Origin of the sequence: Cytobacillus oceanisediminis (assembly GCF_004366035.1) — a bacterium.
GTDB lineage: Bacteria > Bacillota > Bacilli > Bacillales > Cytobacillaceae > Cytobacillus > Cytobacillus oceanisediminis_C.
Genome location: NZ_SOEE01000002.1, coordinates 596,978 through 613,578, shown reverse-complemented (window position 1 = coordinate 613,578; position 16,601 = coordinate 596,978). Strand labels below are relative to the sequence as shown.

The following is a 16,601-nucleotide window of genomic DNA, read 5'->3' as shown; positions in this document are numbered from 1 at the left end:
TCTTTTTATTTTGCAGGAAATTCCATTCGGAGAGGAGATTTTTTTATGAAAAACAAGGGGAATCCCTGGGCATTATTGCCGCTTTTGGCTTTCCTTCTAATTTTTATAGGAAGCGGCATTGCAACAGGAGATTTTAATAGTATTCCAATCATTGTCATTGTTTCCGCTACAGCCGGAATAGCACTGGCAATGAACAGAAAAAAGCCATTCATGGAAAAAGTAGAGATATTCACGAAAGGGGCCGGACATCCTGATATCATATTAATGTCCATCATTTTTATCCTGGCAGGGGCTTTTTCTGGTACGGCTAAGGGAATGGGGGCAGTTGATTCGACGGTGAACCTTGCACTCTCTTTTATCCCGCAGAATCTGCTTATGGTCGGAATTTTTATCATTGCATGCTTTATTTCGTTATCGATGGGAACATCCATGGGAACAATTGTAGCTCTTGCTCCAATTGGTGTAGCCCTTTCAGCGGAGACAGATGTTTCTACAGCATTGGCGATTGCAGCAATAATAGGGGGTGCCATGTTTGGGGATAATCTTTCCGTCATTTCAGATACGACCATTGCTGCTGTCAGGACTCAAGGAACGAGAATGACGGATAAATTCCGTGTGAATTTCTTAATCGTCCTGCCTGCTGCTTTGCTTACAGCTTTGATTCTAGGGATTTTAACAGCAGGTCAGGAAAGCGTGGTAACCAGCGGGGATTACAGCTTTTTGAAAGTAGTCCCTTATCTTGGCGTATTGGCTGCTGCTTTGCTTGGCATGAATGTTATTCTTGTGCTTAGCGGGGGTATCCTTCTTGCTGGCCTGATCGGAATTGCAGACGGCAGCTATACTTTTGTTTCATTCCTGCAAATGATTGCTGAGGGAATGGCTGGTATGCAGAACCTTGCGATAATCGCCATCCTCATTGGCGGATTGGTTGAGATCATCCGATTTAATGGCGGAATTGATTACTTGCTTCACATGGCTACAAGCAAAATAAAATCCCGCAAGGGAGCTGAATTTGGTATTGCGTCACTTGTATCCCTGACAAATTTATCTACAGCCAATAACACAATTGCCATTATTATTGCGGGGCCGCTTGCCAAAAAAATTGCAGATCAATATGAGATTGACCCGCGTAAATCAGCAAGTATTCTTGATATATTTGCCTGTTTTGTACAAGGGACTATCCCATATGGAGCACAGATGCTGGCTGCATCCGGACTTGCTGCCATTTCGCCGGTGAGCATTATGGCATATTCCTTTTATCCGATATTAATAGGCATTTGTGGTATTATTGCCATTTTGATCAACTTCCCTAAACTAAAAAAGCAATAGATGAAAGAGCCTATGCTGGGCTCTTTTTCTTTTCGAACAATGCTATGTTTTGGAAAAAATCTCTGATATAATTAGAACGAATGTTCTGTTAAATTTTGCTTAGCCTCTGCCGTTTTTTGATTTGGTATAATGGTAACATTGCAGAAAGAATCTCAGGCAAGGAAAAGAGGGTGTTAGATATGAAATTTATCCATACCGCTGATTGGCATTTGGGCAAGCTGGTCCATGGTGTATATATGACCGAAGATCAGCGTCATTTTTTGCATCAATTTATTGACGTGGTAGAGGAAGAAAAGCCGGATGCAGTCGTTATTGCAGGAGACTTATATGACCGGTCCGTACCTCCGACTGATGCTGTAGAATTGCTGAATGAAATTCTTTTTAAAATAAATGTAGAGCTCAATACACCTGTGGTTGCAATAGGCGGAAACCATGACAGCGCTGAAAGGCTATCCTTTGGAAGCTCCTGGTATAAACAAAGCAAGTTCTACTTGTCTGGAAAACTGGTAGATGATTTTAAGCCCATACATATTAATGGTGTGAACTTTTATCTGGTACCGTATGCTGAACCCGGAATGGTCAGGCATTTGCTTGATGATGACCGTGTGCACTCCCATGATGATGCAATGAAGGCAATTGTGAACAGAATTGAACAGTACCTGAACCCAAATGAACCGAACGTTCTTGTCGGACATGCTTTTGTTCTGGGCGGAGCTACCAGTGACTCGGAGAGGACACTCTCTGTCGGAGGATCAGGCTGTGTCCATTCTAGCTGCTTTGATCCTTTCTCCTATACGGCACTTGGACATTTGCATAGTCCTGATGCCATAAAGCATGACAAGATCCGCTATTCAGGCTCCCTATTAAAATATTCTTTTTCCGAAGCTAAACAGGAGAAATCCGTTTCTATTGTAGAAATGAAGGAAAATGGCGAATTTGCCTTGCGTACCCGTTCACTTAAGCCCAAAAAAGACTTGAGAGAGATAGAAGGGCATCTTGATGAACTGATGGATCCAGCTTTCTATGAAAAACAGAACCTTGATGACTATCTGAAAATCACCCTTTTTGATGAAGGCGCATTGCTTGATCCAATTAATAAGCTGAGACAGGTCTACCCGAATGTTCTTCACCTTGAAAGAAGGATAGCCGTTACAGATATAAAGAAAAAAAGCTCTTTCCTATCGATAAAGGAAGAGAAAAAGTCAGAGCTTGATCTGTTTAAACAATTCTATGAACAAATGACCACTTCCGAATTTACAAAAGATAAACAGCAGGTTATGACCGATGTGATTGAAAAAGTGCTGAGGGAGGAGGCGCTGAAATGAAGCCATTAAAATTAACGATGCAGGCGTTTGGACCCTACGCAGACAGTGAGAGCATTGATTTTACGGAACTTGGAAATCGGACCATGTTTGTCATCTCCGGCAAGACGGGTTCAGGCAAAACCACTATTTTTGACGGCATCAGCTACGCGATTTATGGAAAGGCAAGCGGGGAGGATCGGAATGGCTCTGAACTTCGAAGCCAGTTTGCGAAAAATCATACATTAACCGAGATTTCCCTCGAATTCATTTTAAGAAATAAAAGGTATTACATTACAAGATCTCCTCAGCAGGAAAAGAAAAAAGAGCGCGGCGATGGCACGACGACAGTAAGCGCCAAAGCAGAACTTTATATGTATGGTGAAAATGGAGAGCAAAAGCTCCTTGCTTCAAATGTCAGGGATGTTGATGAAAAGATAAAAGAAATTATGATCATTGACAGCAATCAGTTCAGGCAAATTCTGATGATTCCCCAGGGAGAGTTCCGAAAGCTCCTAACTTCTGAAAGCAAGGATAAAGAAGTCATTCTTCAGCGGTTATTCCATACTCAAATATACAAGCGCATAGAAGAAAAACTTAAAGAAGATGCAACTGAATTAAAAAGAACGGTAGAAGAACAGATAAAACTGAGAGATCAGTATTTTAATCAGGTGCAGGCTTTATATAGCGAGGAGCTGAAATCTTACCTCGAAGCAGGAAGTGTCAATGACACCCTGCTCATGCCGCTTCTTGCAGAGGAAGTTAAGGAGATGGCAGTTGGCCTTGCTGAGCTGACAGAAGCAGGCAGGAAAAAAAAGGAAGAGAGAGATCATCTTCAGCAAAAGCTCTATGAAGCTGAAATGGTGCTCAAACAGCTGAAGGCGAAAGAAGAGCTAAAGCAAAGGAAAGAAGAGCTGGAAGGGCTAAGGGATCAATACACTGCAAAAGAGAATGCCATAGCTCTTGCCCAGAAAGCAGCCCTGCTCAATCAGCAGGAGCAGCTCTGTCATGAACTGAAGAAAGATCTGGATGCAGCACATGCCGATCTTCATGAGCTTCAGAAAAATTTAGGCACTCTTGAAGCACTATTAAAAGAAAAGCAAGATAAATGGGAAACTGAAAAGAACCGCGAGGCAGAAAGAAAACAGGCTGCCGAACAGGTTAGTCACCTGCAAAGTATGAAAGAGGACATTCTTTCTTATGCAAAAGTGGAAAAGCTGGTCTGTTCTCTTGAAAAAAATCTTGAAAACCTCAGGCTTCAAAAAAGACAGAAAGATGAAGCCCATCAAAAAGCTGATCAGCAAATAAAAACACTGACTGAAGAAAAGCAGGACATTGAAAAGAGCAAGCTTGCACAGATGGAGAATGAACGAAACCTGGAGAAACTAGCAGACGAAATAGAACGGCTTCATAAATATGAAGAGCTGCATAAAGAGCATCAATTATCAATGAATGCCTTCAACAATAAGAGAGATTATTTTGATCAGACATCGTCCAGGCTGACTGATGCCAAACTGCTTGTGGAGCAACTGGAGGGCAAGTGGCTTCATGGACAGGCAGCAATCTTAGCAGACAGGCTCCAAAACGGGGAGGCATGTCCGGTCTGCGGCTCAGACCACCATCCCACTCCGGCTGTATCTCCACATGATATACCGGATGAGCAAGACCTGAAGGAAGCAAAAAAACAGGCAGTTCAAATTGAAGCCGAAAAAGCGAAAGCGGAGTCTGCTTTTTATGAAGCCCAGTCCCGCATGAATTCCAGCGAGAGTGGATTGGCTGAACTGACCGCCCAAATACAAAAACACCGTCCTGACTTTAAACAAGAAAGTTTGCTTGTAATGAAAAATACTCTTGCCGATCAAAAAAAGGATCTTTTGACACTACATGCTGAGCTGAAGAAAAAATCTTCCATGCTGGAAAACTGTACTGCTGAATTGGAAAAAACACAGCAGAGGAAAGAAGCACTAGCTGCAGAAATTGACCGGCTGCAAGACCAACTAAATGACGCAGCCATTTTGCATGCGGAAAAAAGAAGCAACTTGGCGAGGATGATGGACACGATTCCTGAAAACCTGCGGTCTATTGAAGCTTACGAGTCGAGTTTGAGAACGGCTGCTGAGAAACTTGAAATAATGCAAAGGCAGCTGGAAACAGCCCAGCAGAATTATCAAGATGCAAAGTCGGTCCATATGGCTGAACAGGCAAAGATGGAGACACTTCAAAAGCAGGCTGTTAAAATTGAGGAAAAGCTTGCAGCCGAAAGGCAGAATTTTGTGCAGCGCATGAAAGACCAGGGCTTTGAAATCTACGGAGAATACCGGGATGCCAAAAAATCAGAAGATCAAATCAGGCAGCTTGAAGTTGAAGTAAGGGAATATCGGGAAGAAGTCCGTTCTGTTCATGATCGGTACACTGAGCTAATGCAGCTCTTGGAAGGGATTGAAAAACCTGACCTGGAAAGCTTACAGCTATTATTGCAAGAAACAGATGATCAATTGAAACTGCTGCAGGATCAATATACAAATCTGTTTATGAAGAAAAAACAAAATGAAGAGACTATGCAAAAAATCAAAGATATAAATCAAAATATGAAAGCCCTTGAGGAAAGGTACAAAGTAATTGGGCACTTGTATGAAATTTCAAAAGGGCAGAATACTTACCGAATTACTTTTGAACGATTTGTCCTGGCGGCATTTTTAGATGATATACTGAGGGAAGCTAACGGACGTTTATCAAAGATGACCAGCGGTAGATATATGCTGCTTCGAAAAACTGACCGGTCAAAGGGTAACGCACAAAGCGGCCTGGAATTACTTGTGTTCGATCAATACACTGGGCAGGAAAGGCATGTTAAAACTTTATCTGGCGGGGAAAGCTTTAAAGCAGCGCTTGCACTTGCTCTTGGTCTGGCAGACGTGGTGCAGCAATACGCAGGAGGCGTTTCCCTTGAGACGATGTTCATTGATGAAGGATTTGGGACACTTGATCCCGAATCATTAGACCAGGCAATAGAAGCATTGATCGAAATTCAAAGCAGCGGAAGGCTTGTAGGCATCATCTCTCATGTTCCTGAGCTGAAGGAAAGAATTGATGCACGTCTTGAGGTAACTGCAAGCCAGACAGGAAGCCGTACACAGTTTCAATTTTTAAATTAGGATTCAGGGGAAAAAGGATAGACCTTCTATCCTTTTTCCCATACTATTAAAGTTGGTGATGACTGTTGGGGAAGAAAGTAGTTTTATCATGGAGCGGCGGCAAAGACAGCTGTCTGGCTCTAGATGTGCTGATAAAACAGGGGTACGAGGTTGTATGCCTTCTGACAACGGTTCCGCAGGAAATTGGCAGAACCTTTGGGCATGGTGAAAAAAAGGAATTAATCCAGCTTCAGGCTAAAAGTTTATCCATACCTGCAGAGTTTATTTATTGTACCTTTGAAGATTACTCAGAGCGTTTCGTAAGTGATTTAAGAAAAATAAAAGATACATATGGGATTACAGGCATTGCATATGGAGATCTCTACTTGGATGGGCACCGCGAATGGGGAGAAAAAACAGCGGCCGAAGCAGGATTGGATGCGGTATATCCTCTATGGATGGAGGAGAAAGATAGTCTTAAGGCTTTAAAGGCCTTTGTGGAATCAGGGTATAAAGCCAAAGTCATAAGGGTTCGGGAAGAGGTATTGGATAATTCCTGGCTGGGCAAAGAACTTAATCATGACTTTGTAAGTGAAATTGAAGATAAGCCTGTTTGTCCGATGGGTGAATCAGGTGAGTATCATACATTTGTATATGACGGTCCGCTATTTTCTAATAGCATAGAGCTGTACTCTCCTGAAGTGATTCAGCTTGAGACCACAAAGAAATTGGAATTTGGTGAATTTAGGCTCGCTGAAAAATAAAAAATACGTCATTGACGAGAATGTGCAGGTAATGAAATGATCGAAATTAAGACATCAGCAGTAAGCGATGGCGAACATAATAGAGGAGTCTTTGCTACTCGTGATATCAAGAAGGGTGAACTGATTCATGAGGCTCCGGTTCTTCCTTATCCAAACATAGAGCATCAGCATATTGAAAAAACCGCTCTGGCTGATTATGCGTTTGAATACGGGAAAAATCACAGCGCTATTTTATTAGGCTATGGGATGCTTTTCAACCATTCCTACAAGCCAAATGCAGTATATGATATCAATTTTGATAATCATACCTTTGACTTTTTCGCCTATAGGGACATTAAAGCAGGTGAAGAGGTATTGATTAATTATAATGGGGAAGCTGATAATGATGATCCCCTTTGGTTCAATAAATAATTTAATTGGAGACTGATTCTTTCCCTGGCCTGGAGAGCAGTCTCCAGCCCGGAAGGGAGAGAATAGTTTGTCCGGAGTATTTTCTCATGATTATAAAGCCTTCCCTTTTATGGTTTTTTCCGCATCTCATATTGCCATGGTCGTTTTGTTTGCAGCAGCAGCTGTACTTTTATTCATATTCAGAAAAGGGTTATACCGGCTTGATCATAAATTCAGGCTGTATATGTTTCTTCTGCTTTTCACATTGGAACTGCTTTACCATCTCTGGCTTTATCATGGAGGGAAGTGGGACCTTTCCTTCACCCTGCCGCTTCAGCTTTGCTCCATAAGCTTAGTTCTTTGCCTGTTATTATTGGCAACGAAATCTAAGACTGTCTTCCAGATTGTCTATTACATTGGAGTCACAGGGGCATTAATGGCGATTCTAACTCCTGAGATGTTTCTAGGCTTTCCTCATTTTCGCTATTTTCAATTTTTTATTACCCATAATCTAATTGTTTGGACCTGCCTTTATTTCGTGTTTGTTCATCAATTCAGACCAACAGGAAAGGGTTTGTTCCAAGCTTTTATCTTCCTGAATTTCTGTGCAGCAGCGGCATTTTTCGCAAACAAGCTAACAGGAGGAAATTATATGTTCCTTTCCCGTAAGCCGGTAAATCCATCATTAATAGATTACTTTGGACCTCACCCTTATTACATAATAACAATGGAAATAGCGGCACTATTCCTGTTTTTATTATTGCTGCTGCCATTCAAAATGATTGGAAAAGATAAAGCTGGAAAGGAAAGGCGGAATCTGCATGAAACCTGCAAAAATAGGAATTGATGCTGGAGGTTCTCTGCTGAAAATGGCTTTTGAAGAACAAGGTCAAATTCATTACAAAAGCTATTCGATTGATGAGTTGTACAGTTCTATGAATTGGCTGAAAATGACTGCTGCTGATGCGCCAATTGCCTTGACAGGCGGGAAGGCTGAATACCTTAAAAATGAGTTTTTTCAAAATTCCCGGATTGTTCCTGAATTTGAGTCAAGCGGTATGGGTGCATCCTATTTTATGAAGAAAGATGGTTTATCTTATGAAAAATTTCTCTTAATAAGTATAGGCACAGGAACTTCAATTTGCCTGAACAGCGGCGGGAGAATCTCAAGAGTGTCCGGGAGCGGAATCGGCGGTGGCACATTGATGGGCCTGGGGAGATTGCTGACAGGTGAAAAAGATTTTTCCGCGTTTGTTTCCCTGGCATGCAGCGGGAAAGCCGAAAATGCAGATTTAATGGTTAAAGATATTTACGCACCATTCAACTCACCGATAGATGGCAGCCTGACTGCCAGCAATTTTGGGAAAATTAAAGATGATCATGTAAGCAAGGAAGACAAAGCTGCCAGTTTAACAAACATGATTGCAGAAACAATTGTGCTCCTAAGCACTCAGGCTTCAGTTCAGCACCAGGTTGGCGATATTATTTATATAGGAAGCACGGTTCAGTATAATGAACCGTTAAAGCACCTTTTAAAGAAGTATACCTCCATGCTTGGCAAGAATCCTGTCTTTATTCAAAATGGGGCGTATTGTGGAGCTATAGGTGCGATGCTGTCTTTATAAAATCAGATGATTGAAAGATTCTTTTTTTCAGGATACAGTGGAAAAAGAATGCAAAAAGAAGCAGGTGGCAGATTTGATGAAAAGATATTTTACAATCGGTATGGCCGGCCATATCGATCATGGAAAAACTACATTGACAAAAGCATTAACAAATGTGGATACAGATAGGCTTAAAGAAGAAAAAGAAAGGCAAATATCCATAGAACTGGGATTTGCCCCTTTACACGAAGATGAGGAACTTCAAATTTCAGTCGTGGATGTACCGGGTCATGAACGTTTTATCAGGCAAATGATTGCAGGTGTTGCTGGAATAGACTTAGTCATTCTGGCTGTCGCAGCAGATGAGGGTGTTATGCCGCAAACAAAAGAACATCTGGAAATTCTCGATTTTCTGGGGATCCGGAATGGCATTGTCGCCATAACAAAAATTGACCGTGTGGACGAAGAGTTCACCGGCCTTGTAAAAGAAGAAATTCTTGAGGAACTGAAAGGCACTGTTTTTGAAGATGTTCCCTTTATTTTAACAGATAGTCTGTCAGGCAAAGGGATTGAAGAGTTAAAGGAGCTGATTATTCATACGCTGAAAGAACAGGACACACGGGATGCAAAAGGTGCATTCCGCCTTCCAATCGATCAGGTCTTTACGGTGAAAGGACAGGGAACTGTAGTCAGAGGCACTGTTTATGAAGGAAAAGTCGAAGAAGGACAGCTTCTGAAAATCATGCCAAATGGTATTGAGACCAGGGCACGCCAGCTGCAGGTACATCATCAGCCTGCAAAATCGGCATTTGCAGGGCAAAGGGCAGCCATTAACCTTTCGGGTGTTTCGAAGGAGGATATTGAGCGGGGCGAGGTCCTTGTATCATCTGAGCATTTCAGCGTCACGAAAACCATTGATGTAGCGGTAAAAATGGTGGGAGATTTAGAGCATATCGTCAAACAGAGAATGCCGATCAAATGCCATATTGGTACAGCTGAGGTCATGGGGAAAATCGTCTTTTTTGACCGTAATGAATTATCCAATTCAGAAGGAGAAATTCTCTGCCAGCTGCGTTTAGAAGAGGAAGTCGTCGCCAAAAGGGGAGACAGGTTCATTTTAAGACGGCCGAGTCCCCAGGAGACCGTTGGCGGGGGCTGGGTGATTGATCCGAACGGTGAAAAATACCGGTTCGGCCAAAAAACCATTGAGGACTTAAGCAGGAAAAAAGAAGGGACACCGAAAGATCGCATAAAAGCGGCTTTGTCAGAAAATAAGGTGCTTTCGCTTTCGGAGGTTACAGTAAAAACCTCGCTGGATGAATTGACGGTTAAGGAAATACTTCATGAAGAAGATTTCCTGAGAGTTAACAGCAAGGAATTCACTTTATTAGCCATCAAAGAGGCAATAGAAGAAGAAATAGCTGACCGCCTGAATGAGTTCCACCTGGAAAATCCAATGAAGCAAGGGGCCAATAAAGCAGAATTGCTGCAGGCAATGCAGAATCAATATCCTAAAATGCTGGTTGAATTTGTTTTAAATTCAGGGATTGAAAAAAGTGCATTTCAAAGAACAGGACAGTTTTTGCAGAATAAAGATTTTTATCCTCATGTGCCGAAAAGCTGGCAAAAACGCACTGACAATCTTCTTGCGGAATTAAAAAAAGATGGATATAAAGTAAAGCCTTTTGATGATTATTATGCTTCCGCCGGGATTCCTGAGAATCTCAAAGGCGATTTAAAACGATATTTAGAAGACCAGGAAATCGTCGTACCGCTGGATGCACAAAACTATTGGCATGGTGATCATTTTAGAGAAGCGGTTGAAGAACTGAAAAAGAGCACAGATGCTGAATTTGAAGTGGGCCATGCAAAGGAAGTTTTGGGTCTTTCCAGAAAGTATATGATTCCTTTTCTCGAAAAGCTTGATTCTTTGGGTATTACACGCAGAGCAGAAAATAAAAGAATATGGATTTAATGAGTTTTCTGTAAATAGATCAGCTTAAGAATGCTGATCTATTTTTTTGTTTAGGAAGAAAAAAGTTTAATTAGAATAATCTGAAATATGACGATAAACGACCCGATTTCTTCTGATATCTTGGAAATTACCACCAATAAATGCAGGATAAATTTACTACAAATTTACAACTCGAGGGAATACTATGAAATTATGGTTGTTTCTGCCTATTAGTCCATTATTTTCAGATAGGATTTTACTAGAATTATTACTAATATTAGGTTGTCAATGAAATTTAAGGAGTGTACAACTTGAAGAAACAACTACTTACAATGGCTGCGACAGCTGGTTTTTTGATTACACCGTTCAATGGAGAAGCAAGTGCTCATGAAAATAAATATATAGTTCAGTCTGGCGACACCTTATGGGGAATCTCCCGCTCTAACAATCTTTCAATTGAAGAGTTAAAGACATGGAATAATATATCAGGATCGATAATTTATAAAGGACAAGCCCTGACTCTGCTGGCACCGCACAGCCATGACGCTTCAGCAGTCGGGTCTTCCAGCAGTACTGTCAGCTACACAGTGAAATCAGGCGATACTTTATGGGGAATTGCAAAAACACATGGCCTTTCCGTCAGTACACTAAAAAGTTTAAACGGAATCAGCAGTGACACGATATATCCAGGTCAAAAGCTAATAGTAAAAGGTTCGGCTAACACTGCTGCACCTTCTGCTCCTGCTCCTGCAAGCACTGGATCTTATACCATCAAAAGAGGCGACACTCTTTCAGGTATTGCATCTCGCCATAACTTATCGGTTTCACAACTAAAGGCAATGAACAACCTTTCTTCTGACTTGATTTATGCCGGTCAGACTCTAAAAGTAATTGGTACGGCATCAAGCAAGCCGGCAGAATCACAGGTAGCAGGCCAAACGACATCAAAGGTGAATGAATTGATCGATGAAGCAAAGAAATACATTGGTTCTCCTTATGAATGGGCAGGAAGCACACCTGCCGGATTCGACTGCAGCGGCTACCTGAACTACGTATATGGTAAAGTGGGAATCTCTATTCCTCGTACTGTAGCATCCATTTGGACCGCGACAAAACATGTTGCAGCACCGAGAGTGGGCGATTTGGTTTTCTTTGAAACATACAAGTCCGGTCCATCACATGCTGGAATCTATCTTGGCAATTACAAGTTCATTCATGCTGGTTCTTCACGCGGTGTAGAAATCAGCGATATGAATAATTCATATTGGAAACCTCGTTATTTAGGTGCGAAAACGACTTTTTAATCATTCTGATCATGAAAAAGTACTCAACGCTCAAATGCAGCGCTGAGTACTTTTTTTTAATCTCTGCGATCACTAAAAGTCTTTGACAGTGCTTCCTTTGCATCTCCCCATTTTTCCTGTGCCTGTCCTTTTACTTTATCCATATTTCCTTCAGTTTCTTTGGATTCATTATTGGTCAGTTTGCCGTATTGCTTTTTAAATTCGCCTTTTAATTGGTCCACATTGCCATTTGTCTGGTCTTTGTTCATAAGTATCTCCTCCTTGTGTTTGCTTGCTTCTTATTTACCCAAAATGAGCATTTTAAAACAAACTGAACGGTTATTGGAGAAGGAAAGAAAATAAACACGACCCATTCAAAGGCGTGTTATTCTTGATGATTCATTTTATTCTCTAATGATAAAATTTTTCCCTCTAATAGTTTTATAGCCCTTTCAAGCTCTATATTGCGGTCAGTTAAAGGGTTAATAATTTCAGCTTCATCATAAAATTTTTTTTGAAGCGTTGAATTGCTGAAGGCTGTTACTGTGTTCGTTTCTATACTTACTAACTGTTCAAGTCTCTTTTCTTCCTTTAATACAATGATCTCACTGCTGGTGTCACCAGAATCTGATTTATGGAATAAGTGAAGTGTATTTTCATTTTCAGGTAATTTAATCAGTCTTTCATTTTCCCTTTCCAAATTCTCAATTTTACAATGCATTTCCCAAAACGCTAATTCAAGCTCATATATTCGGCTTTCTAATTTGTAAATCAAGTCTTTATCTTCTTTTATAAAAAATTCTTCAGTTAATTCTTTATTATGAAGCTCATAAACTGACTTCTGTAATATATGCAAATAGGAACTTTGTTTTTTATTTTCTTCAGATAATGAAGCCAATTTCTTTCTCAAAATATCATTTTTATTGATCAATTCAGTAATTTGCTTTATGTTATTTTTGCCTTCTGTTGAGTCATCTCTTTTAAAAGAGGGGCTGAGCATGGATTGATATTTGGCTAATTCTGATTTTAGTTCAGTGATTTTCTGCTGTATCTGGCTATCCAAATTGGGGGTATGATTGCGGAGCATGTTCATTCTCCTTTCTGATATTTTCTAACTTTTCTGCACATAACTTTATTTTTTAGCATTGCCTCAAAGTTTACTGTTAGATACAACAACCGATCTAAAAGGGGAGTTTGGATATTCCTTGATTTCATCTCTAATTAATAGTAATTGAGCAATTATTTCTTTTTGTATTTGCTCCATCAACACATTTTCATCATATAAATCCCTGTTTAATGCTTGCAGCTGCTCATTTTGCTGTTGAAGCTGAAGGTTTGTATCTTCTTTTATTTTTAATTCTTCTATATACGCTTCATTTGTCATTATTTTATCTTCATATTCGCTAATTAAGGTACGGTATTCCAGTATTTCAAGAAGAAGCTTTTCATTTTCCGCTTTTTGTATGGATAAGTTATATTGCAGGTCGTCTATAATAAGCTGATCCTTTTTTTCGATTGTCGCTAATTGATTTGAGTAATTGTTCAATTCATCTCTCATGTAAACAATTAAGTCTTTAAATTCATTATTCTTTGATTGGAGTTGTTCATTCTCATTTTTCAACTTGATCAGTTCAGAATCTTTTTCTGAAAGTTGTTTATGCAGGTAGAGTCTATTTTTTTGGAACTCTTCAATTTCCTGACGTATAGAGGTGTTATTTTCCTGCAGGGTTAAAATGAGCTTCTCACTTTTCCGGATCTGTTCATCTAGTGTTTCAATCTTAACGAGGTAATCTGCTTCTTTAGAAGAAAGTTCTTTCAGGTTCTTTTTATAGTGGGCGATTGCAGAACTAAGTTCTTCTTTAATATCTAATTCATCCTGCTGTTTTTTTTGTATTTGTTCCTTTAAGTATTGATTTTCATTTTTCAAGGTTTCCAATTGACTGTAATGATAATTTTCCTGGTAATCCTTAATCTTATTTTTATATTTTGAGATTTCAGCAGTAAGGTAAATAACCTTTTGCTGAAGAATTCTATTGTCCTGTTTCCCATCTTCTTTTATGAATGGTGCATTCAACATGATGTGCCCTCCTAACCTTACAATTAGAGCATTTGGTATTATCCTATGTGCTGATAGGCAGATTGTGCAAAATAAAAAGCCTGTTTAAAACAGGCTTAAAATGAAAGTGAAATGGTGTTGTTGGAAGCGTATTGTTGTTTCCCTTCATTAAAATATACAAATGCATGGATACCGACCGAGGAATTTTTAGGCTCTCTTATGAGGACCTTTAATCCGTTAAATGCCTCAGAACCTCCGGGTGGAATGGTTAAATCCTGAATGGAAGTTATCCAATATTCTCCTTTGGTTTTCACTCTTTCTCTCCAGTCATCATATACATATTTCCAGCCTTTTTCTCCATCACTGCCCTTCATGGCGAGACCTGCAACAAGTTTCGGCGGCAGAATCTGACCCTGTAAAGAGACCCCTGAATCAGTGGGTACTTTTATGCAGATGACAGGATTTTTTAAATCGAGATCTCCAGTGTTTTTCATTATGATTGAACCGTTCACCATATACTCTTTTTGTTCATCATCCGGTCTTGGAATGAGCATTGTGTAATTTAGGAAAACTTCAGCATTTGCTTTCTTTAATCGTAGGTCTTGACTGTTGACTGCTGAGATATTTTTATTCTTTTCGGGTTTAATGGTTTTTTCAGGAACCTTTGGTGCTGCTTTCTTTTCTTGTGTTTTAGTCAGTGATGTTTGATCTAACAAGGAGCTTATCCAGGACTTTATAAGTGGCATTGGCACTATAGCCGAATTATTTGCATTAGGTTTAACGCTGCAGTACCTGATAAACGCACGAGATATGCTTACTATTAGTCGATCATTTTCGTTAAATTGAGATCTGAAGGCTAATTGCTGTTTCCCATCAGCAGCTAAATTTTTCTTTTCATTTAATACAAAAGGTATTTTTGCTTTATTGAACTCTATAATTAGAAGATTTTTTAGCCTTTCATCAAGAAGAACATTATGTTCAATGATCAATTGCTGATCAGAATACTGCTGGTCAATGCTATCCAAAAATATTGTGATACTTGGTTCTTTCAAAAGATCCAAACCCTCAGCTTTAAGAATATCATTCAATTTTAGAACAGCGTCCTTGCTCGGCTGGTTCTTTGAACGAGATGAAATTGAGATAGGGTGCTGCTTTCTTCCGGTTTCAATATTAATGGTTTCTTTGTTTTGATCAATAACTGCTTCAAATCCCTGTTGCTCACAAAATAATGCCAGGCTAACTGCTGACTGATAGAGAGCTTTGCCTAAAAGTTCGCCATCAATAAAAACAGAATAGGTCATGTGTACAGTCTCCTTTTATCAATTGCATTTGTAACACCTATATATATGAAGAAGAGACCGAATTCGTGAGAATCAACAAAAACAGGCTATTTGATTAGAACACAATTCTAAATATATCCATACTATGAAGTGAAAACACAACCTATTAGAAAGGATGATTTGCTTGAAACCTATTAGAGGATCCCAATTGACTCCTAATAACGTTCAAGAAGAATGTATTCGGGTATCCAAGGTTTATGACTGGGTTTTTGATGCTATCTCTAAAGACACAGGAATAACCTTGCCGGATGATTGCGCAGCTGCAGTCGCTGCAGCGGTTGCTGATGGAAGAACACCTCTGGATGTAACATGTGAGGTTCCGGATGTAGGAGGATTCTTCCCGCTGACTCCTCCAGATACGGATGGAAACGCATTGTGCACAGTATCTTCCAGAATCGAAAGACGTGAAATTACTCTTGGTGGAAGATTAGTAGAAGTGGCCATTGTAAAAGTCATCTTCACTATCAGACCACTCATTACTATTTTTGATAGCACAGGCGCTATCATCTGCCAATTCCGTCCGACTATCAGTGAATCCCGCCGTCTAGTTGTATGTGCTCCAGAACCGTTTACAGCTGATAACGTGTTCTGCCGTTTAATTTCACTAGACTGTGACACTAACTTCATCGAAACTGGAGATCCAGACCTTGGCCTTCAGGTTATGCTGGATATCTGTTTCGAGATTCAAGTAGAAGCAGACGTAAAACTAGAAGTACTTGCTAAATTCTGCTTCCCGCGTCCAAATGACATTGAACTTCCTACTAACGGCGTTTGTCCGGAATTCGAGTGGCCTGCACAATGTGACTTCTTCCCGCGTGACAACTGTGATTGCCAGGCGTTTGTGGATACTGATCCATTGACTGGTCCTGTTGATATTACCTTCGCAGGAATTCTTTTTGATGCACCATTAGTTGCAGGGTCATTTACTACTGAACTAAACGCCGAAATTTGCGACAACTGTCAATTGAGTGGAAGCACCATTTCGTGGATTGTAGAAGATTTCGTAGTTCCAACAGGAACAGGAACAGGAACTGTGGATCAAAGCTTCACGTTTACTGCTGCAGAAATTGGAATGCCGGAATGTACAGAAGTTTTAGGAATTACAACTATGACTGTCGAAGGTTCAGGTACTGTAAGCTTTGCAGATCCTGGTGTAGCTGATCGTACTGTTTTGTTCACATTGACACTGATTGAAAACATCGGTGCTGCCCCAGATGCTTATGCCATTGTTCTTACTGATCTTGCGGGATTACCATTGGTGACATTTGCTGCAGCAGGATTAGGATTTGTACCGGATGAAGATCTGGTTGTACAGGATTGTGTTACTTTCCCTAATTTACTAGATGATTAATTCTATGAATAAACAAATAACTATGTGAAGAAGGGGCAACCCTTCTTTTTTTTTCAAAGAATCTATTTTGACAGCAAAAAAATTAACTTAAATAG

General features: G+C 40.1%; 14 protein-coding genes. 10 read left to right on the top strand and 4 right to left on the bottom strand.

From position 1 onward, the window contains the following. Window positions 1-45: 45 nt before the first annotated feature. From DFO72_RS07345 to DFO72_RS07305, 9 genes are all read left to right on the top strand, one after another. Complete coding sequence (locus tag DFO72_RS07345; protein ID WP_113883917.1) at window positions 46-1,329, top strand: Na+/H+ antiporter NhaC family protein; 1,284 nt, start codon at window positions 46-48, stop codon at window positions 1,327-1,329. 179 nt (window positions 1,330-1,508) lie between these two features. Then, window positions 1,509-2,654 (top strand): exonuclease SbcCD subunit D, encoded by a 1,146-nt coding sequence (locus DFO72_RS07340; protein ID WP_113883916.1) that lies wholly within the window; start codon window positions 1,509-1,511, stop codon window positions 2,652-2,654. Beyond that, window positions 2,651-5,785, top strand: coding sequence for an AAA family ATPase (locus DFO72_RS07335; protein ID WP_113883915.1), 3,135 nt, complete (start codon window positions 2,651-2,653; stop codon window positions 5,783-5,785). Before DFO72_RS07340 ends, DFO72_RS07335 begins: the two co-directional genes overlap by 4 nt. A 65-nt stretch (window positions 5,786-5,850) precedes the next feature. Further along, the gene (locus tag DFO72_RS07330) at window positions 5,851-6,528 is read left to right on the top strand and encodes a diphthine--ammonia ligase (RefSeq protein WP_113883914.1); all 678 of its coding nucleotides are present in this window, start codon (window positions 5,851-5,853) and stop codon (window positions 6,526-6,528) included. Between the two features lie 36 nt (window positions 6,529-6,564). Next, window positions 6,565-6,939: an SET domain-containing protein gene (locus tag DFO72_RS07325; protein WP_113883913.1), complete on the top strand. Its 375-nt coding sequence runs from the start codon at window positions 6,565-6,567 to the stop codon at window positions 6,937-6,939. Window positions 6,940-7,006: 67 nt separating this feature from the next. Beyond that, entirely contained in the window at window positions 7,007-7,765 is a 759-nt protein-coding gene (locus DFO72_RS07320) for a TIGR02206 family membrane protein (protein WP_113883912.1), read from the top strand. Then, window positions 7,740-8,543, top strand: a complete 804-nt coding sequence (coaW, locus tag DFO72_RS07315) for a type II pantothenate kinase (RefSeq protein ID WP_113883911.1) — start codon at window positions 7,740-7,742, stop codon at window positions 8,541-8,543. The genes DFO72_RS07320 and coaW overlap by 26 nt, the downstream gene beginning before the upstream one ends. A 76-nt stretch (window positions 8,544-8,619) precedes the next feature. Further along, the gene (gene selB / locus DFO72_RS07310) at window positions 8,620-10,497 is read left to right on the top strand and encodes a selenocysteine-specific translation elongation factor (RefSeq protein WP_166672433.1); all 1,878 of its coding nucleotides are present in this window, start codon (window positions 8,620-8,622) and stop codon (window positions 10,495-10,497) included. Between the two features lie 290 nt (window positions 10,498-10,787). Then, window positions 10,788-11,780, top strand: a complete 993-nt coding sequence (locus DFO72_RS07305; protein ID WP_113883910.1) for a C40 family peptidase — start codon at window positions 10,788-10,790, stop codon at window positions 11,778-11,780. 56 nt (window positions 11,781-11,836) lie between these two features. On the opposite strand, the gene DFO72_RS07300 is transcribed toward DFO72_RS07305, so the two are convergent. The 4 genes from DFO72_RS07300 to DFO72_RS07285 form a co-directional block, all read right to left on the bottom strand. Next, window positions 11,837-12,028, bottom strand: coding sequence for a CsbD family protein (locus tag DFO72_RS07300; RefSeq protein ID WP_113883909.1), 192 nt, complete (start codon window positions 12,026-12,028; stop codon window positions 11,837-11,839). Between the two features lie 116 nt (window positions 12,029-12,144). Then, entirely contained in the window at window positions 12,145-12,846 is a 702-nt protein-coding gene (locus tag DFO72_RS07295; protein ID WP_113883908.1) for a hypothetical protein, read from the bottom strand. Window positions 12,847-12,909: 63 nt separating this feature from the next. Then, a complete protein-coding gene (locus DFO72_RS07290) occupies window positions 12,910-13,836 on the bottom strand; it encodes a hypothetical protein (RefSeq protein WP_113883907.1) in 927 nt (308 codons plus the stop codon). Between the two features lie 95 nt (window positions 13,837-13,931). After that, the gene (locus DFO72_RS07285) at window positions 13,932-14,903 is read right to left on the bottom strand and encodes a hypothetical protein (RefSeq protein ID WP_243856086.1); all 972 of its coding nucleotides are present in this window, start codon (window positions 14,901-14,903) and stop codon (window positions 13,932-13,934) included. A 376-nt stretch (window positions 14,904-15,279) separates the two neighbouring features. On the opposite strand from DFO72_RS07285, the gene DFO72_RS07280 reads away from it, so the two are divergent. Continuing rightward, window positions 15,280-16,506, top strand: a complete 1,227-nt coding sequence (locus DFO72_RS07280; protein WP_113883905.1) for a hypothetical protein — start codon at window positions 15,280-15,282, stop codon at window positions 16,504-16,506. Window positions 16,507-16,601 lie beyond the last annotated feature (95 nt).

What these genes read in the sequence shown, in the direction of transcription:
- DFO72_RS07345 (WP_113883917.1), top strand. Translation starts at nt 46, where the DNA reads ATGAAAAACAAGGGGAATCCCTGGGCATTATTGCCGCTTTTGGCTTTC.
- DFO72_RS07340 (WP_113883916.1), top strand. Translation starts at nt 1,509, where the DNA reads ATGAAATTTATCCATACCGCTGATTGGCATTTGGGCAAGCTGGTCCAT.
- DFO72_RS07335 (WP_113883915.1), top strand. Translation starts at nt 2,651, where the DNA reads ATGAAGCCATTAAAATTAACGATGCAGGCGTTTGGACCCTACGCAGAC.
- DFO72_RS07325 (WP_113883913.1), top strand. Translation starts at nt 6,565, where the DNA reads ATGATCGAAATTAAGACATCAGCAGTAAGCGATGGCGAACATAATAGA.
- coaW (WP_113883911.1), top strand. Translation starts at nt 7,740, where the DNA reads ATGAAACCTGCAAAAATAGGAATTGATGCTGGAGGTTCTCTGCTGAAA.
- selB (WP_166672433.1), top strand. Translation starts at nt 8,620, where the DNA reads ATGAAAAGATATTTTACAATCGGTATGGCCGGCCATATCGATCATGGA.
- DFO72_RS07300 (WP_113883909.1), bottom strand. Translation starts at nt 12,028, where the DNA reads ATGAACAAAGACCAGACAAATGGCAATGTGGACCAATTAAAAGGCGAA.
- DFO72_RS07295 (WP_113883908.1), bottom strand. Translation starts at nt 12,846, where the DNA reads ATGCTCCGCAATCATACCCCCAATTTGGATAGCCAGATACAGCAGAAA.
- DFO72_RS07290 (WP_113883907.1), bottom strand. Translation starts at nt 13,836, where the DNA reads ATGTTGAATGCACCATTCATAAAAGAAGATGGGAAACAGGACAATAGA.